This is a genomic window from Specibacter sp. NPDC078709, assembly GCF_040686795.1.
Taxonomy (GTDB): domain Bacteria; phylum Actinomycetota; class Actinomycetes; order Actinomycetales; family Micrococcaceae; genus Specibacter.
The window spans coordinates 1-21,312 of sequence record NZ_JBFBLU010000003.1 but is presented as its reverse complement, the minus strand read 5'-3'; the positions used below and the strand labels follow the sequence as shown (position 1 = coordinate 21,312).

The 21,312-nt window shown below is 59.9% G+C and carries 24 protein-coding genes; 11 read left to right on the top strand and 13 right to left on the bottom strand.

Going from position 1 to position 21,312, the window contains the following annotated elements; all coding sequences use genetic code 11:
* Nucleotides 1–86: 86 nt before the first annotated feature.
* Genes AB0P14_RS06690 through AB0P14_RS06665 form a run of 6 tightly spaced genes read left to right on the top strand, consistent with a single transcriptional unit; the run spans nucleotide 87 to nucleotide 5,185 of the window.
* Complete coding sequence (locus tag AB0P14_RS06690) at nucleotides 87–860, top strand: winged helix-turn-helix transcriptional regulator (RefSeq protein WP_363839467.1); 774 nt, start codon at nucleotides 87–89, stop codon at nucleotides 858–860.
* Nucleotides 860–2,335 carry a Fe-S cluster assembly protein SufB gene (sufB, locus tag AB0P14_RS06685; protein WP_363839464.1) on the top strand — a complete coding sequence of 492 codons (1,476 nt, stop codon included), beginning with the start codon at nucleotides 860–862 and terminating at the stop codon, nucleotides 2,333–2,335. Before AB0P14_RS06690 ends, sufB begins: the two co-directional genes overlap by 1 nt.
* Nucleotides 2,336–3,652: a Fe-S cluster assembly protein SufD gene (sufD, locus tag AB0P14_RS06680; protein WP_363839460.1), complete on the top strand. Its 1,317-nt coding sequence runs from the start codon at nucleotides 2,336–2,338 to the stop codon at nucleotides 3,650–3,652. It abuts the gene before it with no gap.
* Complete coding sequence (locus AB0P14_RS06675) at nucleotides 3,649–4,005, top strand: non-heme iron oxygenase ferredoxin subunit (protein WP_363839457.1); 357 nt, start codon at nucleotides 3,649–3,651, stop codon at nucleotides 4,003–4,005. The genes sufD and AB0P14_RS06675 overlap by 4 nt, the downstream gene beginning before the upstream one ends.
* Nucleotides 4,006–4,047: 42 nt before the next feature.
* Nucleotides 4,048–4,815 carry a Fe-S cluster assembly ATPase SufC gene (gene sufC / locus AB0P14_RS06670; RefSeq protein WP_363839454.1) on the top strand — a complete coding sequence of 256 codons (768 nt, stop codon included), beginning with the start codon at nucleotides 4,048–4,050 and terminating at the stop codon, nucleotides 4,813–4,815.
* Nucleotides 4,816–4,834: 19 nt separating this feature from the next.
* On the top strand, nucleotides 4,835–5,185 hold the full coding sequence (locus tag AB0P14_RS06665) for a metal-sulfur cluster assembly factor (protein ID WP_363839451.1): 351 nt from the start codon (nucleotides 4,835–4,837) through the stop codon (nucleotides 5,183–5,185).
* A gap of 83 nt (nucleotides 5,186–5,268) precedes the next feature.
* Here the strand turns inward: AB0P14_RS06665 and AB0P14_RS06660 are convergent, their stop codons facing one another.
* Nucleotides 5,269–6,174, bottom strand: a complete 906-nt coding sequence (locus AB0P14_RS06660) for a neutral zinc metallopeptidase (protein WP_363839448.1) — start codon at nucleotides 6,172–6,174, stop codon at nucleotides 5,269–5,271.
* Nucleotides 6,175–6,268: 94 nt separating this feature from the next.
* Here AB0P14_RS06660 and AB0P14_RS06655 point away from each other — a divergent pair, with 94 nt between their 5' ends.
* Nucleotides 6,269–7,765, top strand: a complete 1,497-nt coding sequence (locus tag AB0P14_RS06655) for an AMP-binding protein (protein ID WP_363839445.1) — start codon at nucleotides 6,269–6,271, stop codon at nucleotides 7,763–7,765.
* Nucleotides 7,746–9,008: a thiolase family protein gene (locus AB0P14_RS06650; protein ID WP_363839442.1), complete on the top strand. Its 1,263-nt coding sequence runs from the start codon at nucleotides 7,746–7,748 to the stop codon at nucleotides 9,006–9,008. Before AB0P14_RS06655 ends, AB0P14_RS06650 begins: the two co-directional genes overlap by 20 nt.
* Before the next feature lie 165 nt (nucleotides 9,009–9,173).
* Here AB0P14_RS06650 and AB0P14_RS06645 read toward each other — a convergent pair whose 3' ends face one another.
* The 8 genes from AB0P14_RS06645 to AB0P14_RS06610 form a co-directional block, all read right to left on the bottom strand.
* A complete protein-coding gene (locus AB0P14_RS06645) occupies nucleotides 9,174–9,686 on the bottom strand; it encodes a phosphotransferase (RefSeq protein ID WP_363839439.1) in 513 nt (170 codons plus the stop codon).
* A gap of 302 nt (nucleotides 9,687–9,988) precedes the next feature.
* Complete coding sequence (locus tag AB0P14_RS06640) at nucleotides 9,989–10,738, bottom strand: alpha/beta hydrolase (protein ID WP_363839436.1); 750 nt, start codon at nucleotides 10,736–10,738, stop codon at nucleotides 9,989–9,991.
* A 172-nt stretch (nucleotides 10,739–10,910) separates the two neighbouring features.
* A complete protein-coding gene (locus AB0P14_RS06635; RefSeq protein WP_363840395.1) occupies nucleotides 10,911–11,219 on the bottom strand; it encodes a transcriptional regulator in 309 nt (102 codons plus the stop codon).
* On the bottom strand, nucleotides 11,219–11,698 hold the full coding sequence (locus AB0P14_RS06630; RefSeq protein WP_363839433.1) for a hypothetical protein: 480 nt from the start codon (nucleotides 11,696–11,698) through the stop codon (nucleotides 11,219–11,221). Before AB0P14_RS06630 ends, AB0P14_RS06635 begins: the two co-directional genes overlap by 1 nt.
* A gap of 87 nt (nucleotides 11,699–11,785) precedes the next feature.
* Nucleotides 11,786–12,349 (bottom strand): DUF6434 domain-containing protein, encoded by a 564-nt coding sequence (locus AB0P14_RS06625; protein WP_363839430.1) that lies wholly within the window; start codon nucleotides 12,347–12,349, stop codon nucleotides 11,786–11,788.
* Nucleotides 12,350–12,973: 624 nt separating this feature from the next.
* Nucleotides 12,974–13,648, bottom strand: coding sequence for an energy-coupling factor transporter transmembrane component T (locus AB0P14_RS06620; protein WP_363839427.1), 675 nt, complete (start codon nucleotides 13,646–13,648; stop codon nucleotides 12,974–12,976).
* Nucleotides 13,648–14,316 (bottom strand): ABC transporter ATP-binding protein, encoded by a 669-nt coding sequence (locus AB0P14_RS06615; protein WP_363840392.1) that lies wholly within the window; start codon nucleotides 14,314–14,316, stop codon nucleotides 13,648–13,650. Before AB0P14_RS06615 ends, AB0P14_RS06620 begins: the two co-directional genes overlap by 1 nt.
* Nucleotides 14,317–14,363: 47 nt before the next feature.
* Complete coding sequence (locus AB0P14_RS06610) at nucleotides 14,364–15,002, bottom strand: biotin transporter BioY (RefSeq protein ID WP_363839425.1); 639 nt, start codon at nucleotides 15,000–15,002, stop codon at nucleotides 14,364–14,366.
* A 141-nt stretch (nucleotides 15,003–15,143) separates the two neighbouring features.
* Between AB0P14_RS06610 and AB0P14_RS06605 the strand changes: the two genes are divergently transcribed.
* Nucleotides 15,144–16,742: an ABC-F family ATP-binding cassette domain-containing protein gene (locus tag AB0P14_RS06605; protein WP_363839422.1), complete on the top strand. Its 1,599-nt coding sequence runs from the start codon at nucleotides 15,144–15,146 to the stop codon at nucleotides 16,740–16,742.
* 100 nt (nucleotides 16,743–16,842) lie between these two features.
* Here the strand turns inward: AB0P14_RS06605 and AB0P14_RS06600 are convergent, their stop codons facing one another.
* The 4 genes from AB0P14_RS06600 to AB0P14_RS06585 are packed head-to-tail and all read right to left on the bottom strand — an operon-like array spanning nucleotide 16,843 to nucleotide 19,026.
* Entirely contained in the window at nucleotides 16,843–17,358 is a 516-nt protein-coding gene (locus tag AB0P14_RS06600; protein WP_363839419.1) for a YbaK/EbsC family protein, read from the bottom strand.
* On the bottom strand, nucleotides 17,358–18,251 hold the full coding sequence (locus AB0P14_RS06595; protein ID WP_363839416.1) for an SURF1 family protein: 894 nt from the start codon (nucleotides 18,249–18,251) through the stop codon (nucleotides 17,358–17,360). Before AB0P14_RS06595 ends, AB0P14_RS06600 begins: the two co-directional genes overlap by 1 nt.
* 3 nt (nucleotides 18,252–18,254) lie before the next feature.
* The gene (locus AB0P14_RS06590; RefSeq protein ID WP_363839413.1) at nucleotides 18,255–18,524 is read right to left on the bottom strand and encodes a hypothetical protein; all 270 of its coding nucleotides are present in this window, start codon (nucleotides 18,522–18,524) and stop codon (nucleotides 18,255–18,257) included.
* Nucleotides 18,511–19,026, bottom strand: coding sequence for a DUF3099 domain-containing protein (locus AB0P14_RS06585; protein WP_363839410.1), 516 nt, complete (start codon nucleotides 19,024–19,026; stop codon nucleotides 18,511–18,513). Before AB0P14_RS06585 ends, AB0P14_RS06590 begins: the two co-directional genes overlap by 14 nt.
* A gap of 192 nt (nucleotides 19,027–19,218) precedes the next feature.
* Between AB0P14_RS06585 and AB0P14_RS06580 the strand changes: the two genes are divergently transcribed.
* Together AB0P14_RS06580 and AB0P14_RS06575 are read left to right on the top strand one after the other, a co-directional pair.
* A complete protein-coding gene (locus tag AB0P14_RS06580) occupies nucleotides 19,219–19,953 on the top strand; it encodes a beta-ketoacyl-ACP reductase (protein WP_363839408.1) in 735 nt (244 codons plus the stop codon).
* A gap of 190 nt (nucleotides 19,954–20,143) precedes the next feature.
* Nucleotides 20,144–20,884 (top strand): SDR family oxidoreductase, encoded by a 741-nt coding sequence (locus AB0P14_RS06575; protein ID WP_363839405.1) that lies wholly within the window; start codon nucleotides 20,144–20,146, stop codon nucleotides 20,882–20,884.
* Nucleotides 20,885–21,312: the final 428 nt, after the last annotated feature.

Here is a 21,312-nt window from a genome sequence, read left to right as displayed (position 1 = left end):
TCGCCTTAGTGGCGGGGCACCCCCAATTACGGCATAATTGTGTTGTCTAATGTTGTGCGTTTTTTTTGACAGTGTGGAGGTGTTAGTTGAGTCAGCAAATAGCGTCCGTTCCCGTGGCCGGTGTCGAGCCTGATGAACGTACCCGAGACCGAGTATTGACGGCCGTGCTGGAGCAGGGTCCTATCAGTGCCGCGCAGCTGGGTGTGCTGCTCGGTCTGACGCCGGCAGCTGTACGTCGACATTTGGACACCTTGACCAAAGAGGGGCTTATTGAAGTCAAGCTAGTCAGCAACGCCAAGAGTGGCGCCGGGCGTCCTGCCCGCAGATATGTGGTCTCCAGACGCGGCCAGACTGAAATCGGTGACGATTACCTGCAGATTGCAACACAGGCGCTGAATGAAATTTCCGATATCCGCGGAGAATCCGGTGTTGTGGAATTCGCGCAGCGCCGTTTTGCCCTCATGGAGGCTAAATACCAGCCTCTCGTCGACGCCGCCGGCGAAGATGTAGCGGCCCGCTCTAAGGCTTTGGCTCAGGCGCTGAATGCCGACAGGTTCGTAGCTACATCTAATTCGCTCAATAGCGGAACATCCATGGCTGCCGAACAGTTATGCCAAGGGCACTGTCCTATCCAGGAACTTGCCAGTTCCTTTCCCCAATTCTGCGACGCCGAAACCGAAGTTTTTTCCCGGTTGATTGGCGTCGACGTGCGCAGGCTCTCCACTATGGCAAGTGGCGGGCATGTGTGCACCACACATGTACCAACGGGGCGCGCGGTGGTCCGCAAGCTGGCAACAGCTCAGACCAACACAGCAAGCCCCGTGGACTCGATTTCCAACCATCAGCAAGAAAGGCCGTGATGACGGATCAATTAGCGCAGGATGTTAGCGCCAATGGTGACGTGGCAGATGCCACTAACCACGACATCCTCGAGAGGAACCCCGAACTGGAGGGCCTAGGCAACTATGCCTTCGGCTGGTCAGATAAAAACGCGGCCAGCGATAACGCCCGCCGCGGTCTGAGCGAAGAAGTTGTTCGGGACATCTCCGCCAAGAAGGGCGAGCCCCAGTGGATGCTGGACATGCGCCTGAAGGGCCTGAAGTACTTTGACCGCAAGCCCATGCCCACCTGGGGTGCAGACCTCTCCGGCATCGACTTCGATAACATCAAGTACTTTGTGCGCTCCACGGAGAAGCAAGCCGGTTCGTGGGAAGAACTCCCCGAGGACATCCGTAATACCTACGAGAAGCTGGGCATCCCCGAAGCTGAGCGTAACCGTCTGGTTGGTGGCGTCACCGCCCAGTACGAGTCCGAGGTTGTGTACCACCAGATCCGCGAGGACCTGGAAGCACAGGGCGTCATCTTCACCGACACCGACACTGCCTTGCGGGAATACCCGGAGATCTTCCAGGAGTACTTCGGCACCATGATTCCGGTGGGCGATAACAAGTTCGCGTCACTGAACACGGCCGTCTGGTCCGGTGGCTCCTTCGTCTACGTCCCCAAAGGCGTTCACGTAGAAATCCCGCTGCAGGCCTACTTCCGCATCAACACCGAGAACATGGGCCAGTTTGAGCGCACCCTGATCATCGCCGATGAAGACAGCTACGTGCACTACATCGAAGGTTGCACCGCCCCGATCTACACCTCGGACTCGCTGCACTCTGCCGTTGTCGAAATCGTGGTCAAGAAGAACGCCCGTGTTCGCTACACCACCATCCAGAACTGGTCCAACAACGTGTACAACCTGGTGACCAAGCGCGCCATTGCACACGAAGGCGCCACCATGGAATGGGTTGATGGCAACATTGGTTCCAAGGTCACCATGAAGTACCCGGCCGTTTACCTGGTCGGCGAGCACGCCAAGGGCGAGACCCTTTCGGTGGCTTTCGCCGGTGAAGGTCAGCACCAGGACACCGGATCCAAGATGGTCCACATTGCCCCGAACACGCAGTCCTCGATCATCTCGAAGTCTGTTGCTCGCGGTGGTGGACGTGCAGCTTACCGTGGTCTGGTTCAGATCCGTGAGGGTGCAAACCACTCGGCCAACACGGTGCGTTGTGACGCCCTGCTGGTGGACAACATCTCCCGCTCGGACACCTACCCCTACGTGGACGTTCGTGAAGACGATGTCTCCATGGGTCACGAGGCCACCGTGTCCAAGGTCAGCGAAGAGCAGCTGTTCTACCTGCAGTCCCGCGGCATGCCCGAGGACGAGGCCATGGCCATGATTGTGCGCGGCTTCATCGAGCCGATCGCCAAGGAATTGCCCATGGAATACGCGCTCGAATTGAACCGCCTGATCGAACTGCAGATGGAAGGGGCCGTCGGCTAAATGACCGAGCTCACGCAAGAACACGAAACAGATTCAAAGGTTTGGACACAGGGCTTCATCAAGGGTATGACCGAGGAGGGCGAAAGCCTGTCCGAGATCAACCCGGAGTCAGGTCCCCTCGGCGGCAGCGCAGCAAAGGCTCATAGCCACGGCGGCGACAGCCACGGTGGCGGCATTGGCGTCCCGGACAGCTCACGCGCCGGCCGCTTGACCTCCTACAACCTCGCCGACTTCCCGACCATCACGGGCCGCGAAGAAGAATGGCGCTTCACCCCCCTGAAGCGTCTGCGCGGCCTTGACCGCGTTGGTATCAAGGGTGTAGAGCTCAACGGTCCCGCACCGTTGGTTGAGGTTACCAAGCCCGACGGCGTCACCGTTGAGACCGTGGGTCGCGACGACGCACGCATCGGCTCCGCTGGCATCCCCGAAGACCGTGTGGCCGCCGGGGCATGGGCTAGTTTCACTGAAGCCACCGTGGTCACCCTGCCCGAGGAATTCGCTGGCAACGCTGAGAACCTCACCACCTTGACCCTCACCGGTCAGGGGGATGCGCCCACAGCCTCGCACGTGGTCGTTATTGCCAAGAAGTTCGCCACCGGCGTTGTCGTCTTGGATCACCGCGGCACCGCTGTGCTGAGCGAGAACGTAGAAATCCTCGTCGAGGACGGTGCCAACCTGACCGTTGTCAGTATCCAGGACTGGAACGATGATGCTGTACACGCCAGTGCCCAGCACATCAAGGTTGGCCGCGACGCCAAAATCAAGCACGTTGTCATCAACCTCGGTGGCGATTTGCTTCGCACCACCCCGGCCGCGCGTTACAGCGGCACGGGCGCCGAAGTTGAGATGTACGGGCTGTACTTTGCGGACGCTGGTCAGCACCTCGAGCAGCGCTTGTTCGTGGATCACTCCACGAAGAACTGCAAGTCCCGCGTCACCTACAAGGGTGCACTGCAGGGCGATAACGCTCACGCTGTCTGGATTGGCGATGTGCTGATCCGCAAGCAGGCTGAAGGCACCGACACCTACGAGATGAACCGCAACCTCATCCTGACCCAGGGTGCGCGCGCCGATTCGGTTCCCAACCTGGAAATTGAGACAGGCATGATCGAGGGGGCAGGGCACGCAAGCGCCACCGGCCGTTTCGATGATGAGCAACTGTTCTACCTGCAGGCTCGCGGCATTGAAGAAAGTGTTGCACGCCGTCTGGTAGTGCGCGGCTTCTTGAACGAAGTCATCCAGCACATCCAGGTACCTGCCCTCGAAGAGCGTCTGCGCGAGTCCGTGGAACGCGAATTGGCGGCGACCCCACAGTGACCGATTCCTCCACGCCCGCCGGAGTCGTTGTCTGCCAAGCCGACGACGTACAGGTGAAATCATCCTTACTCGTTGAGGTTGATGATTACCCCATCGCCATTGTCAGGGATTCCTACGGGGAGCTTCACGCAATTGGAGACACCTGCTCACACGCAGAAATCTCCCTCAGCGAAGGCGACGTGGAGGATGGCACCATCGAATGCTGGGCCCATGGCAGCTCCTTTGACCTGACAACAGGACAACCGCTGACATTGCCCGCATTCGAACCGGTACCCGTCTTTGCCCTGAGCGTTCACGGCAGCGACGTCTATGTGGACGTCACCAACATTCTTAACGGCGTCAGCGCGCAGTAGCGCCACGGCCCGCACACAAACTTTTTTAGGAGAAAATAGAGTATGTCTACTCTGGAAATCAAGGACCTGCACGTCAGCATCGAGACGGAACAGGGCATCAAGCCGATCCTCAAGGGTGTCAGCCTGACCATCAACACCGGCGAAACCCACGCCATCATGGGCCCCAACGGTTCCGGCAAGTCCACCTTGGCTGCCACCATTGCCGGTCACCCCCGCTACACGGTTGACAGCGGCTCCATCACCCTCGACGGCGAAGACGTTCTGGCGATGACAGTTGACCAGCGCGCCCGCGCAGGCCTGTTCCTGGCCATGCAGTACCCGGTAGAAATCCCCGGTGTCACCATGACCAACTTCCTGCGCACCGCCAAGACCGCGATCGACGGCGAAGCCCCCAAGCTGCGTACCTGGACCAAGGACGTCAAGGCCGCCATGGCTGAACTGCGTATCGAGCCGGAGTTCGCCGAGCGTAACGTCAACGAAGGCTTCTCCGGTGGCGAGAAGAAGCGCCACGAGATCCTCCAGCTCGAGCTGCTCAAGCCCAAGTTCGCCATCTTGGATGAGACCGACTCCGGCCTTGACGTTGACGCGTTGAAGGTTGTCTCGGAAGGTGTGAACCGGTCCATCGAAGCCGGTGGTCTGGGCACAGTGCTCATCACCCACTACACTCGCATCCTGCGCTACATCAAGCCGCAGTTCGTGCACGTGTTCGTTGACGGTGCCATCGCCGAACAGGGCGGCGCCGAACTGGCCGACCGTTTGGAAGAAGAAGGCTACGACCGCTACCTGGTAGCAGAGTCGGCCACGGCCTAAACAACACTAGGAAGGAATCATGACTGACATCAGCGAATCAAGCGCAGCCCTTGTGGCCGGCCAAACTGATCTCGAAGACGTTGAGGAAGCTCTCAAGGACGTCATTGACCCGGAACTCGGCGTCAACATCGTCGATCTGGGTCTGCTGTACGGCATGCGCTACGGCGAGGACGGTGCCCTGCTGTTGGACATGACGCTGACCACGGCCGCCTGCCCTCTGCAGGACGTCATCGAAGAGCAGGTGGAAAACTCACTGGGCCCGATCGTTGACGAATGGCGCATCAACTGGGTGTGGATGCCGCCGTGGGGTCCCGAGCGGATCACGGACGACGGTCGCGACCAGATGCGTGCCCTCGGCTTCAACATCTAGTCACCACCGCCACCCACGAATTAGAAGAACCGCCGCCGTTCCCGAAATTGTTCGGGGACGGCGGCGGTTCTTTTCGTTCCGAGCTAGACGTTCGGGACGGAGAACGTGTCGCACGCGGCCAGATCGGCACTCTGATAGCCCTTGTACAGCCAGTTTTGACGCTGTTCGCTCGAACCGTGGCTCCACGATTCGGGGTTAGTCCTGCCGGTGGCGGCCTTTTGAATCCTGTCATCACCCACAGACGACGCCGCGGACAGCGCATCATTGAGGTCCTTTTGCTGCAGCTGCTTCAGGAAGGGCTGGTCACTTCCAGGGGCTGGTGTAGTGGAGGCGTACCCCATCCAAACTCCTGCATAGCAGTCTGCCTGGAGCTCCGTGCGGACGGCTGCCGATTGTGCACCTTTGGGGTCCTGCTGTGCTTTGCCGATGGTTCCGGTGAGGTTTTGCACGTGGTGACCGAACTCGTGGGCCACCACATATTCCTGGGCTAACGGACCGCCAGAGGAACCAAACTGGGTTTCCAATTGGGCAAAGAAATCTGGATCAAAGTAGGCCTTGTTATCACCCGGGCAGTAGAACGGGCCAACGGCTGAGGTGGCCGCACCACAGGCAGTGTCAACACTGCCGGTGAAGATCACGGTTTTGGGGACTGAGTACTTCACTCCATATTGGTTGAGGTAGCCAGGCCAGAAACTATTGAGCGAGTTGGCGGTGCCGAGGATGCGGCAATCCAGCCGTGCATTGGCGTCGGCCCCGGTCTGGCAGCTCTCGATGGCCGATCCACCGGTCTGTTCGATGGCCGGTTGTTCGCCGGTATCACCCAAGATGGAGCCCAGGAGATCGGGGTTGATCCCCAATAGGGCACCGATGAGCACCACAATGCCGCCGCCGAGTCCTAGTCCCATCTTGCCGCCCCGGCCCATACTGCCACGGCCTCTACGGTCTTCCGCTTGCGAGGGGTCAAGTCGCGCGCCTTCATTAAAAGTCATGGCTACAGGGTATCCCCACAGCTGGCTATCGAGGGTAAGACACTAGATAACGGCCACATTTCTGTGCGTGCGATTCTCCTCTACGATGAAGGCAATGCCGTTCATAGAGAAACTCCAGCACTGGGCCAAAACTGCCGGGGCACGTCCCGCCGTGACTGTTGGCGCCCAGCGCCTTGACTACGCCAGCCTGCTGGCGGCCGCCGAGGCGCCCGAAACCTTGGTCAGTGCCGAACCCGGTGCCGGTACGTCGGTGACGGTTAGCGCCCCCGGGCCCAGCTGCGGCCCGGTAGCTGTCATTGACGTACCCGCTAGCGTGGACGTGGCAGTGCAGTTTTGTGCCGCCCTACGCCAGCACAAAACAGCCATGGTGGTGGATACCAGCTGGCCGCAGGAGCTCCGCAAACAACTGGCTGAAACCGCCCAGAGTTGGGCCACGACGCAGGACGCCATTGATCCTCCGTTCCTGCTAGGGCTTTCTTCCGGCACCAGTGGACTGCCCAAGGCCTTCACGCGCAGCACGGCTACGTGGCATGAATCCTTTATTCGCAGTACTGACTATTTTGGGCTCACTGCCGAAACGGTTACCTTTGCACCGGGGCCGATGGCCGCGAGCATGAATCTCTACGCGCTAGGTGAATCCATTTTTGCTGGCGGCTCCTTTGTTGCGCTCCCAGATTTCAGCCCGGATGCAGCGCTGGCGGCAGTGTCGGCCAACCATGTGAATCGGCTCGTGCTGGTACCCACGGTGTTGGAGCTGTTGGCTCGTCGAGGAGTGGCCACCGGCCAGCTAGCTCCGGTAATCAGCAGCATCGTCTGTGCTGGTTCGGCGCTTAGTAGTGCAACGGCAGCCTTGGCCCAGCAGTGGGCGCCGAACGCCGTGATCCACCAGTATTATGGTGCGGCTGAGCTGGGTTTTGTCGCCGCCACAACTCTGGAGCCGGGAGCTGTCCTAGAAGAGTCTGACGGCGTAGGGCGCGCCTTTCCCGGTGTGCAGCTCAGTATCCGCAACGGGCAAGGCAGGGGAGTGGACACCGGAAAACTGGGAAGTGTCTGCGTGAAGAGTCCCTATGTGTGCAGCGGTTACGCCTGGGGTGACGACGGACTGGCCTTCTCTACTCACGGTATCGACGGCTGGTACACGGTGCATGACCAAGGCCGCCTCGATGAGCATGGCAAGCTTCGCCTGGCGGGCCGTGCCAGCGACATGATCCTAATCTCCGGCGCCAACGTCTACCCACACGCCGTCGAACAGGCTCTTCGCAGGAACAGCAACGGTGGAAGTAGCGGTGATAGCAGCAGCGGCACGGAGATGGACGTCATTGTTGCAGGACTACCGGATCCGGTGCGGGGCCATCGAGTTATTGCAGCGTTTCGTCCTGCCGCTCCATATTCTGACGCGCACCGTAGCAGCACTAGTCCTGATGCTCTCGCACTCCTGCGCGCCGGAGCTGCAGAGTTGCCAGCCAGCCACCGCCCTTCGCAGTACTATGAGCTGGCCGAACTTCCTTTGACGGGGAGCGGAAAAATCAGCAGAGCACTCCTGACTCAGTGGATCGTGGAAGGAGACCCCCGTGTCCAACGCCGTTCCTAACTATGCAAGTACTGAAGCAGCAGGAACTGAAACTGAGGCCCGTAACCCTGACACTACCGCGGTAGTGCTCATGGCCAGACGGCTGCCCACGGCTAAGGCCGGCGGAGCTTATAAGAATTTCAGGGCGCATGAGCTCGCTGCCGCCGTCATCGAGCACCTCGTCGAGGCCTCAGGCATCAACCCGGCAGACATCGATGACGTCATCGTGGGCAATGCCACCGGGGGCGGCGGCAACGTTGCCCGCCTCGCTGCCCTCACTGCAGGATTGCCGGATCTGATCCCAGGACTTTCGGTCGATCGGCAGTGCGGATCGGGGCTCGAAGCCATCATTTTGGCCGCCCGAATGGTGCAGGCTGGAGCCGGGGAACTCTATTTGGCCGGGGGAGTGGAGAGCATCAGCACAGCTCCCGCACGGGCGTACAAGGCAGCTGACGGATCCCTGGAGTTCTTCGATAGGGCGCAATTTGCTCCCCTGGAAACGGGCGATCCCGACGCTGGAGTCGCCGCCGAAAATGTGGCACGCCACTACGGCATCACGCGCGAGCGGCAGGACGATTACGCCCTGGCCAGTCATACCAAGGCGGTGAACGCCCAGCGCAATGGCGCCTTCACCGCGGAGCTGGTTCCCTTCGCCGGCCTCACTGATGACCAGGGGCCGCGGCCCAAGCTGAACCCGAGTCTCATGGCACGATTTCCTCCAGCGTTTGTTCCCGGTGGCACGGTGACAGCCGGTAATTCTTGTCCGTTCAGCGATGGCGCGGCGATGGCAGTTGTCACCTCGCTGACGCGGGCTCGGGCAATGGCAAAGTCTCTGGGGGGTGATGCCGGAACTGTCTTGGCGTTTCGCGCAAGTGCAGTTGCGGGCAATGATCCCAATCTTCTGGGAGTAGGAGCAGCGCATGCCATGGAATTATTGCTGACCCGAAGCGGAATGCAGATCGGCCAGGTCAGGAATTCTCTCATCGAGTTCAATGAGGCCTTTGCCTCCCAAGTGCTGGCTGTGGCCGACATTCTGGACCTCGATCCCACCCGCTTCAACCACGACGGCGGGGCGCTGGCTTTGGGGCACCCGTACGGTGCCTCCGGGGCTGTGTTGGTGACGAGGCTGCTCGCCCAAGTGCAGCGAGAGGCGTCAGAAGGTCGCGCGCGCGGGACGGCTGGGCGAGATGCGTTCGCCATGATCAGTGTGGCCGGGGGTATTGGTCTTGCGGCGCACTTTCAATCTGTAACACTTCTCCCTTGAGGACTGTCAATTCATTGTGCTTGAGGCAGGACTTAGAGATTCCGGCAAAGGCTTTGAATCAGGCCAGCCACGAACCTTTCATTCTCGCGTGCGGGGCAACTCGTCTCCGCAGTGGGAACCTCTACGGGGCAGGTCGGAGAGCTTGGAGCCATATTGACTCGTGCTTCACCACGTAGGTGGTCGCTCTGTCCCAATGGCTGCGGGGAGCAATGCACGGAGTTCCTTGTCGGCATCGTAGCCGTCAATGAAGGCTGCTAGCGCCCGCGCCGCCTCGTTTGGAACCGCTGAGGCGTCGTTCAGTGTGAATGTTTGTGCGGCGTAGGCGAGATCCCAGAGGCGAGTGCTCGGTGCTGCTGCGTCCCAGTCGATGAACACCCATCGTTCCCCAATGATGAGATTCCAAGGGGCCAGGTCATTGTGACAGATCAGGTCGGCGTTGGGAGTCAGAATGAGTGGGATCCAGCTTGATTTGGCGGTGGGCTCATAGGAGGCACTGGCGTCGTGAATGGCTCGCACGAGACGGCCGATCTTGGACAGTTCAGAGAGGGAGAGTCTGAATGAATCCATAGCCCGAGAACCCGGGACAAAATCCGTAATATGCCTTCCCCGAGTGTCCTGCCCATAACTGACAGGCACATCAACACCGGCATCCCGCAGGGCCTTCTTATATGCAAGCACACTTGGCGTTACTACCGTCCACGGTTTACGCACAGTTGATCCGACGCGCACCACACCATCGGTAGCATTGATCCGATCCACCAGCTGAATAGATTGGCGGTACTTGCAGTCGTCCTGGCCGGCGCTAATGCAATGATCGGATACGCAAGATAGCACCAGAAAAGAGTCAGTTTATGAGACAGGCGCGGGTCCCTAAATTGGATCAGTGCTGATATTTCCAGCCGGTCAAGGTTGCGTTCCGTGCCATCGTTACCAGAACGGGAAATAGCTTTCGAGGCTCACCAACTTGGGGCCGATTTTTGCTAATGCTGTGATAACCAGGCGGCAACGCGAGCATTGAACCGGCCTGGGTGTTGTAGCGGAATTCCGTGGCCGCAGCCATCGACAATTTCGAGCACACTTCCCGGCAGGGCCGAGTGAATAGAGGCGGCGGATTCTCGCATCAAGTGGCGTTCCTGCAGTCCGACCATCACGAGTGTTTGGCCGTGAAAATCCGACCACGATTCCGGTAACACGAACCGCATGTTGTCCCCAACCACAGCGAGCAGCGTAGCTTTCGTAATGCCAGCACTTGTGTTGAGGTAGTCATCCATCAACTCCGGGGGGACAAACAACTCCCTAGCCTGTATCCGGGCAAAGCTGCGATTTCTTGCCAGGGGCGCGGCAGCCCCGAGTGCGCAAAGGGTAAGTTCGGTGAACGGCATCACTTTTGCTTGGGCACTGACAACCATCGCCCTAGTCACAAGTTCGGGGTACTTCGATGCAAGTTCGATGGTGAGTTGTGCGCCCAAGGAAAAGCCAATTACTGCCGCGGGAGCCGAGTTACCTTGCGACAGCACTAAGCTGAGCGCCTCCACCGTTTCGGCGTGTGATCGGTAAGGTTCATCAGCGCTCTGGCCATGTCCAGGAAGATCGGGCACGAGCACGCTGTACTTGGACTCGAGGCTTCTTCGAAGGGAGTTCCACATCCATCCGGCTACTCCGCCGCCGTGCAAAAGAAGCACTGGTGCGCCGACTTCGGGGCCGACTCTACTGACATGCATAGTGTTCATACTCGCACGCAGGTCAACCGCGCCTTGCCACTGACACGTTGAACCGCCCCTAAGCCGGTCCGCTGTGGGGCAGATGGATTGGCCAACGTTACAGCGATTTGCGAGCTGTGGTGCAGTCGGTGGCGCGGACCTTCTGCGGGATGATCAACTCGCAGCGAGAGGCAGGGGCGGCTTATTCAGTGAAGTCTGGGATGTCGGCGCTAGCCGCAAGAGACCTTAGAGCTCTGACATGGGCACGAAAGGCGGCCCGGCCTGCCTTCGTCAAGTTCACCCATGTTCGTGTACGGGTGTCGACGATGCCCTTGCGTAGAGCAATATACCCAGCGTTTTCGAGTACTCGCAGATGCTTACTAAGGGCAGAGTCACTCAGTGCGAGTGAATCACGGATGACGCCAAATTCGATTTCAGCGACTTCAGCCAATATGGAGCACACTCGCAACCGGGCTGGCACGTGAATGATGTCATTGAAGCCGTCGGTCATCATTGTCCGACCCGGATCGCCCGCTCAAGGCGGTTATCCATGAGCGGCCCCATGGCCACGGTTAGTATTAGGCCAGCCGCGGCCGCCACATAGACAACCCAAGCGAACGACGGACCAGCAGTGGACAGGAACCATACTGCTGTGACCGTCAGGATCAACAAGAGGCAAGCATAGATCGCTGCGAGCCCACGGCTCCCTTTGTGGGTGTAGACGTCGAAAACAGCCCGACTCGGTGTTTGTTGTAGCAACGGCAATGTACAGAACAGGACTATGGCAACGGCCAAAGCGGTTGTTCCCAGTACAGTATCGACCTTGGAAAAACCGATCCCGATGATGAAAGCGGCTACTCCGATTCCTTGGATGGGATAGAGCCACCATGGAGATCGTACGTAATTGGCTAGGCGTGAGCGGGCTTCATTTATGGACACTAGCGCCTCTTGTGCTTCTGTGGCGGTGGGACGAACAGGGATTCTTTCCATGGAGGAAACATTAGTCTTTCCTGTAAGGAAAGTCTAGGTTAGTTTTTGTAGTGGAAGGTCAACTGTTAGTTCTGTGGACGAATGGCCCTAGGCTTTGCCACGGGCGTCGATGGGCTGGGTTCGGTAGACACGCCATGCGGTGAGTAATTCGCTCTTTGAGCCCGTGGGGTATTTGCTATGCCACGCTCGAGTGAAACGATTGTATTCATACTGGGCATCAATGGGTTTTTGCTCTTGGCCCCTCGTTTGGTACCAGTGGTTTACCGCGTCAGCGAGAGTTTGGGTGCCATCGGTGGCGAGAAAAAACTCGCGCATTTCAGCGTCAAAATGGAAAGACGCCCCGATCTCTTCACTGAACCACGCGCGCAGAACTTGGCTACATCTCTGTCCCGCCGGGATGGGCGTGCTAGAGGTGAGTGGTTCAGATAGCTGGCGTCTGTTGGGCCGCTTGATGGCTGTGGGTTCAGGGAACTCGCAGCCATCCAGATGCGAAGCAATCCGCTGAGCCAATAACGCTTTTTCTCCCGTTGCGCGAATATGAAGGAGTCGGGCAAACTCCGCAAGCTCATCTTTGAGCCAATACCAGCGCAGCAGCTCTGTCCCCGTAAGTTCGGGTGTCAAAGGCGGGCGTTCGGTTGATGAAGATATCATCTCACTAGATTATCGAAAATATTTTCGAGCTAGCAATATGCGATACGCGATTATGTCCTCCGAGTTGAGCAGTACGCCAGCTGGTGTTCCCACAAGTGTGGTAACCAGCAACACGATATCGATACGCACGGTCTGCCGCTCGCGGAGGTGACCGGATCGAAGGGAGGCAAGCGACCCGACGGCACTGGCTGACTTCAAACGAGTCGTGTCCGTGTCGTGGGACCAGGCTGGGTCAAAGCGTGTCGATCCTGTGGTGATTTCTAGCTGGAACTTTAGCCGGTCCACCACCGGAGGGAGTGTAGAGGACTTCGGAGGATTTCGAAATTGCGTGTTTCTGCAGGCGACACATTATTGGAGACCCTGCCCGCGAAAAAATCCTGGGCCGCGGGCTTTTTATACAGGGCACTAGTTTGGGCTCTTGCAGGAGCCCAAAGGCGGGGCAAGCCTGTGCTCGTGGCATGGTCACGGCTTGATCTACGGGGACAGGGTGGGAATCTACCTGCAGAACCCTGCCCCAAGGGACTTGTGGCGGTTGCCCGTTCAGGGATCAGGCATTCGCGAATGAGGATTTGTATCATCAGTCGCGGAACAAGGTCCTTCACTCCCAAAGCAAGGTGGCCAGCGTCAGGTGGGGGAGTCGCCGTCGTCCTCTGTACTCTCGGGACTGGGATCACCCAGACCGCGTGCGGCCAGGGCCTCACCGGTGGCACGGGCGTACCCAACTGTGGCGATGACCACGGGTAGCGACCGGGCCAGCAAATTACGCTCCAGGCCGCGGGCACGGGCGGCATCCCGAACGTCGGCAAAGGCGCCGATCACAAACGGGATGCTGCGCAGCATCAGGGCAACTGTGAGGGAGAATCGTTCCGGGTCCGCGCCAAAGCGCTCCAGCGGCCGGACCAGTGCGGCCAGCCCATCCAAGAGTTCATCCACAGGAGTGGTGGCGGTCAGAACATTCGAAGCCAGCACCGTGGCCACGATGGCGGCTATGACTTGCCACGCCGTCAAGGGACCATGCTGCCACCATTGATAAGCGGCAATGAGTACCAAGAAGATCAGCATCATCCGCACAGCACGCCACATCCGCTGCCAGGACAAGCCCGCAACAAAGTGTAAGGCTATGACCAGCACTAGGGTAGCCGTGGTGGTGACAGCACCCACCACGACCGAAATCAACGGCGAGGCCAAGCACAGCACGGCAACAGCGAACAAGAGCGCGGCCTTCAGCGCAAGCGGCGCCCGATGGATGAGCGAGGCGCCGGGGACGTACCCGGCCACCATGAAAGCATGACCGCGCACTAGCCCGCCAGCTCCTGGTAAGCCGCAATGGCCTGGTGCGGATCGCCGTCGAACGCTACCTGGCCTTGCTCGATCACCAAGGCACGGTCAAAAGTGGCAGCTAAGGAGAGGTCATGGGTGGACATGATGACTTGCTGGGGCAGGCTCCTGAGGCGTTGCATGAGCTGGCGGGTGTTACGCAGATCCAGCAGCGTGGATGGCTCATCGAGCACCAGAATCTCGGGGTCTACGGCCAAGACGGTGGCAAGCGCTGTTAACTGACGTTCGCCACCGGACAGCTCATAGATACTGCTCTGGGCCAGATGCTCCAGCCCGTAACTGGCCAAAATGGCAAGTGCCTTATTTCGACGCTCCTTTTTACCCAGCTTCTGCCGGCGCAAGGACAACTCGAGGTCCTCCTGCGGAGTGGGCATGACCAGCTGCGAGAGGGGATCGGTGAAGACAAAGCCTACGCTGCGGCGAACGGCTGCAACGTCACCGTGAGTGCTGCGGCCATTGACGGTGACCGTGCCAGTGGTGGGCAGGAGCAGTCCGTTCAGGAGCCGCAACAGGGTGGATTTGCCGGAGCCGTTGGCGCCAATGATGGCGATTCGCTGCTCAGTCAAGGTCAGGGAAACGGGGGCCAAGATTTGCTTTGCTTGCTGTGTGCGGGGATCTGCTGGCGGCACAGTGACGCCAGCCTGGGCGAGCACAATGCCGCGGTTTGAGGAATCAATCACCGCTGGCGGCGCACCAGAAGGTCAGGGAATGCCCGGTGCAGGCTCAATGCGATGATCACGGCAAGAACGTTCTTGATGACGTCACCCGGGAGGTAGATGACATCGGCCAGCATCGCTGTCTGCCAGCTCATGCCCTTCATGACAAAGCCCACAATGCCAAAGGCGTGGATCACTACCGTTCCGGCCATGGCCGCTGCGAACAAAGCCGCGGCACGCCACCGGCTGCGAACAGCCCACGTTGCCAGCAAGCCAATAACCGCCGCACCGAAAATGAAGCCCACAATGTAGCCCGCGGACGGGCTTGCCAGCACGGCCGGCCCAGCACGGAAGCCGCTAAAGATCGGTAGGCCAATGAGCCCCAACAGCACGTAAAGCCCAACTGCGGCTGTGCCGCGGGCAAAACCGAGGACGAGACCGCACATCGCTACGACCAGGGTTTGCAAGGTGATGGCCACACCGAAGGGGCCCACATTGATGCCGGGAACGGCGATTGAGGCGGCCATGAGCGCGGCAAAAACAGCAATGAGTGAAAGGTCCATGGCGCCCCAGCGCTGCCGGCCGCGCACCGGAATAGCTGTGTGCCCAAGTGCTGAAGCGCCCTCAGACTTCTGTGTCTGGCGTGATGTTCGATTCATTCTCAGTACTTTCTTCGTGGGGGGATTCTCGTTGTGCCGGAACGTCGTTAGACTAAGGAGGTTGTCCAACGCCCTTGGCAAGCAATTGTTGCTTGTGGCTGGCGTGTTCGGCACCTACCCATTCTTTGAAAGGTTACTACGTTGATTACGGTCCAAGACCTTGAGTTACGCGCAGGAGCGCGGTTGCTCATGGACGAAGTGTCATTCCGCATCGACAAAGGTGACAAGGTTGGGCTGGTGGGGCGCAACGGTGCCGGCAAGACCACGTTGACTCGTGTCCTCGCCGGCGAAGGTCTGCCAGCCGGTGGCAAGGTCACCCGTTCCGGTGAAATTGGCTACCTCCCGCAGGACCCCCGCACCCCTGACATGGAACAGTTGGCCAAGGACCGGATCCTCTCGGCCCGTGACCTGGACAAGGTCATCACCAAGCTGCGCAAGGCCGAGTCCGACATGGCCAGCGAAGACACCAACATCCGTGACAAGGCCATGCGCCGCTACGATCGCTTGGAGCAGGAGTTCCTGGCAGGCGGCGGTTACGCTGCCGAGGCCGAGGCTGCCGCGATCTCCTCCAACCTTGCACTGCCCGAACGCATCCTGAACCAGCCGTTGAAGACTCTTTCCGGTGGTCAGCGCCGCCGCGTGGAGCTGGCTCGAATCCTCTTTTCCGGTGCCCAGACCATGCTGCTCGATGAGCCCACCAACCACTTGGATGCCGATTCCATCTCTTGGTTGCGTGACTTCCTCAAGAGCCACCAGGGCGGGTTGATTGTGATCAGTCACGATACCGAACTGCTCGAAGCTACCGTCAACAAGGTCTACCACCTTGACGCGAACCGCGCCACGATCGACCAGTACAACCTGGGCTGGAAGAAATACCTGGCCCAGCGTGAAACCGATGAACGCGCCCGACGCCGGGAACGCGCCAACGCGGAAAAGAAGGCTGGCGTCCTGATGGACCAGGCCAACAAGATGCGTGCCAAGGCCACCAAGGCTGTGGCAGCGCAAAACATGGCCAAGCGTGCCGAGCGTCTGCTGGCCGGTTTGGAAGAGGTGCGCGCCCAGGACAAGGTTGCAGCGCTGCGCTTCCCCGATCCTTCGCCATGTGGCAAGACCCCGCTGATGGCTGAGGGCTTGAGCAAGTCCTATGGCTCGCTGGAAATCTTCACCGATGTCAGCCTGGCCATTGACCGCGGTTCCAAGGTGGTCATCCTGGGTCTCAACGGTGCCGGAAAGACCACGCTGCTGCGTATGCTTGCGGGCGTGGCCAAGCCTGACACGGGCGAGATCATTGCCGGTCACGGCCTGAAGGTGGGCTACTACGCTCAGGAGCATGACACCCTGGACGTCACCCGTACCGTTCTGGAAAACATGCGCTCGGCAGCTGGAGACATGAACGACGCCGAGGTTCGTGGCATCCTCGGCTCCTTCCTGTTCTCCGGTGACGATGTCAATAAGCCTGCCGGGGTGCTCTCCGGTGGTGAGAAGACCCGCCTCGCCTTGGCGACGATTGTGGCTTCCAGCGCCAACGTGTTGCTCCTTGATGAGCCCACGAACAACTTGGACCCCGCCAGCCGCGCCGAAATTCTTGGCGCCCTGAAGAACTACACCGGCGCCGTAGTGCTGGTCAGCCACGATGAAGGCGCCGTGGAGGCCCTGGATCCCGAGCGCGTGGTGCTGCTGCCCGATGGCGACGAGGACCTCTGGAACCCGGACTACCTGGACCTGATCACCCTGGCCTAGTTTCACCGCTCCAAAAAGTACGACGGCGGGTGGTTTCCTTGATATTCGAGGGAACCACCCGCCGTCGTTAGTTGGGCGGAGTTGTAGGGAGATTAGGGGACTAGCGCACAGTTGTTTCGCTGGCCCCGGTGGCTTTGAGCAGTTCCTGGTAGCTGATGGACAGCATGGCCTGGTGACTGCCGGCCCCTGCCCACAACACGGGGTGCTGCTGCAGTTCGGTATCCAGGAAGGCGCGCAGCCGCTGGGGGTGCCCCAGGGGAGCCACACCGCCTACCGGTTGGCCGGCATGTTCGAGCACAAAATCTGGGGTGGCACGGGTGATCTTGGGCAGACCGTTCTCACGCGCCACCTTTTTCGTGTCGACTTTGGCGCCCCCGCTGGCAAGGATGAGGAGCGGTTCGCCGCCGCACTCAAAAATCAGGCTGTTCGCGATGGCGCCAACGTCACAACCCAGAGCTGCCGCAGCTGTGGCAGCCGTAGCGACCGAGTCGGGGACTACGATCACTGTGTCGGCCAAGCCCGCTGCCAGCAGTGCCTCACGCACGTTCTCCACGATGGGGTCGAGGGTGGGATCTCCGACGGGATCGCCAGTGGCGTCTCCGGTGGGGTTCCCCATCAGAAGCCTTGGGCGTCGAGGAGGGCGTCTTCGGCTTCCTCGGCTGTTGGCTTGGCACCAGGCTTGCGCACCTTGGTGTGACGGCGTGGGTGGAATGCGGAGCCGCGGCCGTGCAGTTCTTCTACAGGAATGCCTGACTCTTCGGCTTCCATGGCGTCAAAGTCATCGTTGCGGCGTTGCATTCGTGCGGCATAAGCGAAGCCCACAAAGGCCAGGATGCCAAAGGCAATCCACTGCAGTGAATAGCTCAGATGTGAGCCCTCATCAATGGACGGGGCCGGGAAGGGAACCGGGTTGTTGGCGGCGGCAGGTGTTTCAGAGGCCAGCTGACCGTAGGACCCGGTCTTGATGGGGTAGTCAAGTTGCCCGGCATATTCGTTAAGGTCAATGGATGCCAGTTGGCCCTCTGGGGCGCCGCGATTCAGGGTGGGTTCAGCCGGTTTCAGCCGAGCAATGACCTCAACAACGCCTTCCTGCGGCTGGGGGATGACGTCCGGGTGTCCGGCTTCGCGGTTGCCAATAGGTAGCCAGCCTCGGTCGATGATGACGGTGTCACCATTTTCAAGTGTTAGCGGAACCAGTACCTCATAGCCCGGGCCGCCATTCAAGGGGCGGTTGCGAACAACCCGCTGATCCTCGGTTTGATAGGTGCCCTTGAGCCTGACCTGAGTCCACTCCTTGGCCGGGTCCAACGCGTCAAAGTTGGCTGCTGCGTCGGCGTAATCCACAATGGTGCCGGCATAGTTCTGCTGAATCTTATGGATATTTTCCACCACGGCATTGCGACGGTTCATCTGCCAATTGCCCAGCGCCACACAGGCGAGGGCAAAGACCAAGGCCATGGCGAAATAGCCCAGCCACCTGCTTGAAAACAGAAATTTGTACGTCTTCATGAACTAGACGGAATCCTTCGGGCTCAACGGGCTGGTGGAAAGAGGCAGAGTCTCTTTCCACAGTGAACGGCTCTGGAGGTAATCCTCAAGCCAGGCTGTGTGCTCGGTGCAGGCCAACCAGATTTTGCGTCGTTCGGGGGTGTGGATCTTGGGATTGTTCCAGAGCAGCTGTGTGGTGGCGTGTTCGCGGCAGCCCTTTCGGGAACAGATCGGAGTCTCCGGAACGGGTGATTGCTCGGGCCCGTCCGCGCCCAAAAGATCAAAGATGTTCATGGTGCGGCTCCTGCTGGTTACTCTGCTCAACGGTTTCTTGAGAGGCGGCGTCCTGAGAGGCATCATCCTGAGGAGAGAGGTCGTCCTCATCTTCGTCGGGGACGATCTCCCCGGTGAGGATTTCATCGGTGGGGGAGACGTCGTCGTCCGTGGGGTACTGCCCGCCGGTCACCGCATAGAGGGGGGCTTCATCGAGTAGCTCGACGGTTTCTTGATGAATGGTGTCCGCGCCGCCATTGGCGATCATGACGGCGACCCACGGCAGTACAACGGCGCCCACTACGGGAATGACCTTGAACCAGCCGTCGACCACAAAGATCAGTGCCAAACAGACCATCCGGATGCCCATGGTCAAGGCGTACTGCCGCATTCTGTGGCGCATGTCCTCGCTATGGGGGATTGCGGCGTTGGTTATGGCTTGAACGGTGGGTTCCGGCGTGCCGGTTAGGTACTTGCTGCGCCGGTTTGCACCGGGCATGGGCGTAGCTGATTGCTCTTTCATCACACTCCAAGGGACGCATTCATTCTCTCACCGCAGCACTGCACAACCAAAAGCCAACTGGGAGCCGCGGCGGCTTTCACGTAGGATTCGTTAACTAAAGTGACAGTCCCGGTGCGGTATGGGCATTGGCCCGCCAATTTTTCCCGCCCGGGTACGTAAGTTGCTTCACGAAAAAACTTCCAGGAGGAATACATGAGTGCATCGGTCGGCGCCGAAAAGCAGGCCCGCAGTGTTTTGGTCACAGGTGGCAACAGGGGCATTGGCCTGGCCATCGCCAAGGCATTTTTGGCCAATGGCGATAAGGTCGCCGTCACTTTTCGAAGCACCGCCGAACTGCCCGAAGGGATCCTGGGCGTTCAAGCTGATGTGACGAATGCGGCCTCGATCGACGCCGCGTTCACCGAAGTTGAGGCTGCGCACGGCCCCGTTGAGGTGCTGGTGGCCAACGCTGGCATCACCAAGGACACCCTGCTTCTGCGCATGAGCGAGGACGATTTCACCTCCGTCGTGGACACCAACCTCACCGGCGCGTTCCGGGTTATCAAGCGCGCCTCCAAGGGCATGATCCGTATGCGCAAGGGCCGCGTCGTGCTGATTTCCTCTGTGGTGGGCCTCTACGGTTCTCCCGGCCAGATCAACTACGCCGCCTCCAAGGCTGGTCTGGTGGGCATCGCCCGCTCGCTGACCCGCGAACTAGGCTCACGGGGCATCACCGCCAACGTTGTGGCACCGGGCTTCATCAGCACCGACATGACCGCAGCCCTTCCCGAGGACACTCAGAAGCAGTACCTCTCCACCATCCCGGCCGGGCGCTTTGCCTCTGCCGAGGAAGTGGCCAACGTGGTTCGCTGGGTTTCCAGCGACGAGGCCGCCTACATCTCCGGTGCGGTCATCCCCGTTGACGGCGGATTGGGCATGGGCCACTAACGTTCGACGCCGGCGTGCCCGGCTTGTGTGCCCGGCGGCCGCACTCGGCTTGCGCTGGGACACCGCCCTACTCGGCGGTATGTCCGGGCGCCGCTAGGATTCGATGTAGGACTGCCCGCGCGGGGTGACGCAATTGTCGTCCCTCCGCGTGGGAAATCAGCAAGATTCAATAAGATGTGAAGGATTTTTTATGGGAAAGCTTGACGGAAAGACAGCCATTGTTACCGGCTCCTCACGAGGAGTTGGCGCAGATGTGGCCAAGTTCTTGGCTGCCGAAGGCGCTGCGGTGGTAGTCAACTACCGCCAGAAGGCGCCTCGTGCCAACAAGGTTGTGGCTCAGATTGTGGAAGCAGGCGGCCGCGCTGTGGCTGTGGGCGCAGACTTGACCACTCAAGAAGGTGTGCAGGCTCTGGTCAGCGCCGCCCTGGAGAACTTCGGCTCACTGGATCTGGTTGTCCTCAACGCTTCCGGCGGTATGGAAAGCGGCATGGCTGAGGACTACGCCCTACAGCTCAACCGTGACGCCCAGGTTAACCTGCTCAACGCCGCTATGCCGGTGCTGCCTGCCGGTTCACGCGTTGTGTTTGTCACCAGCCACCAGGCACACTTCATTGAGACCGTGCCCACCATGCCCGAGTACGAGCCGGTAGCCAAGAGCAAGCGTGCCGGTGAAGACGCACTGCGCGCCTTGATCCCGAACCTTGCCGCCGAGGATGTCTCTTTGGTGGTTGTCTCGGGCGACATGATTGAAGGTACCGTGACAGCCACCCTGCTGGACCGCGCCAACCCCGGGGCCATTGAAGCTCGCCGCGCCGAGGCAGGCAAGCTGTACACAGTTGCTGAGTTCGCCGCCGAGATCGCCAAGATGGCAACGGCCGATGTTCCCTCGGGTCACACCGAATACGTGGGCGGCGCCGACTACTTCAAGTAGGCCGCACACCACCGTTTCTATCAGCTACCAATTCTGCCGGCCACCCCGTCCGGACTTCAGCGCCCTTTCAACACAGTCCGTTCAACAGCTTCAAGACCAACGGCTTCCTTGGATTGGAACCTATAGGACTGAATCCACTGCTCGAGAGGTCTGAATCCGAGCCGTGGATCGTGATTCCGCAAATGGTGTGGCGGCGGTGCTGTTTGTGCAAGGTGGCTATCCATTTAGTGGACCCTGGTCTGCACGTCATAGTTTGGACAGGCATTTCGACGTTGCGTATGGACTTGAGAGGTTGGACGGCCGGGAACGCACGGGTGCCCGCCCGGATCGGCACGACTATCGCAAAAGGGACGGCGCTTGCGGGAAAAGACGGCATTAGACGGCCCAGGCTCGCACGTAGCTGTTCCAACACGCACACCACCCACGCA

What these genes read in the sequence shown, in the direction of transcription:
- sufB (WP_363839464.1), top strand. Translation starts at nt 860, where the DNA reads ATGACGGATCAATTAGCGCAGGATGTTAGCGCCAATGGTGACGTGGCA.
- sufD (WP_363839460.1), top strand. Translation starts at nt 2,336, where the DNA reads ATGACCGAGCTCACGCAAGAACACGAAACAGATTCAAAGGTTTGGACA.
- sufC (WP_363839454.1), top strand. Translation starts at nt 4,048, where the DNA reads ATGTCTACTCTGGAAATCAAGGACCTGCACGTCAGCATCGAGACGGAA.
- AB0P14_RS06665 (WP_363839451.1), top strand. Translation starts at nt 4,835, where the DNA reads ATGACTGACATCAGCGAATCAAGCGCAGCCCTTGTGGCCGGCCAAACT.
- AB0P14_RS06660 (WP_363839448.1), bottom strand. Translation starts at nt 6,174, where the DNA reads ATGACTTTTAATGAAGGCGCGCGACTTGACCCCTCGCAAGCGGAAGAC.
- AB0P14_RS06655 (WP_363839445.1), top strand. Translation starts at nt 6,269, where the DNA reads ATGCCGTTCATAGAGAAACTCCAGCACTGGGCCAAAACTGCCGGGGCA.
- AB0P14_RS06640 (WP_363839436.1), bottom strand. Translation starts at nt 10,738, where the DNA reads ATGAACACTATGCATGTCAGTAGAGTCGGCCCCGAAGTCGGCGCACCA.
- AB0P14_RS06635 (WP_363840395.1), bottom strand. Translation starts at nt 11,219, where the DNA reads ATGACCGACGGCTTCAATGACATCATTCACGTGCCAGCCCGGTTGCGA.
- AB0P14_RS06630 (WP_363839433.1), bottom strand. Translation starts at nt 11,698, where the DNA reads ATGGAAAGAATCCCTGTTCGTCCCACCGCCACAGAAGCACAAGAGGCG.
- AB0P14_RS06625 (WP_363839430.1), bottom strand. Translation starts at nt 12,349, where the DNA reads ATGATATCTTCATCAACCGAACGCCCGCCTTTGACACCCGAACTTACG.
- AB0P14_RS06610 (WP_363839425.1), bottom strand. Translation starts at nt 15,002, where the DNA reads ATGAATCGAACATCACGCCAGACACAGAAGTCTGAGGGCGCTTCAGCA.
- AB0P14_RS06600 (WP_363839419.1), bottom strand. Translation starts at nt 17,358, where the DNA reads ATGGGGAACCCCACCGGAGACGCCACTGGCGATCCCGTCGGAGATCCC.
- AB0P14_RS06595 (WP_363839416.1), bottom strand. Translation starts at nt 18,251, where the DNA reads ATGAAGACGTACAAATTTCTGTTTTCAAGCAGGTGGCTGGGCTATTTC.
- AB0P14_RS06590 (WP_363839413.1), bottom strand. Translation starts at nt 18,524, where the DNA reads ATGAACATCTTTGATCTTTTGGGCGCGGACGGGCCCGAGCAATCACCC.
- AB0P14_RS06585 (WP_363839410.1), bottom strand. Translation starts at nt 19,026, where the DNA reads ATGAAAGAGCAATCAGCTACGCCCATGCCCGGTGCAAACCGGCGCAGC.
- AB0P14_RS06580 (WP_363839408.1), top strand. Translation starts at nt 19,219, where the DNA reads ATGAGTGCATCGGTCGGCGCCGAAAAGCAGGCCCGCAGTGTTTTGGTC.
- AB0P14_RS06575 (WP_363839405.1), top strand. Translation starts at nt 20,144, where the DNA reads ATGGGAAAGCTTGACGGAAAGACAGCCATTGTTACCGGCTCCTCACGA.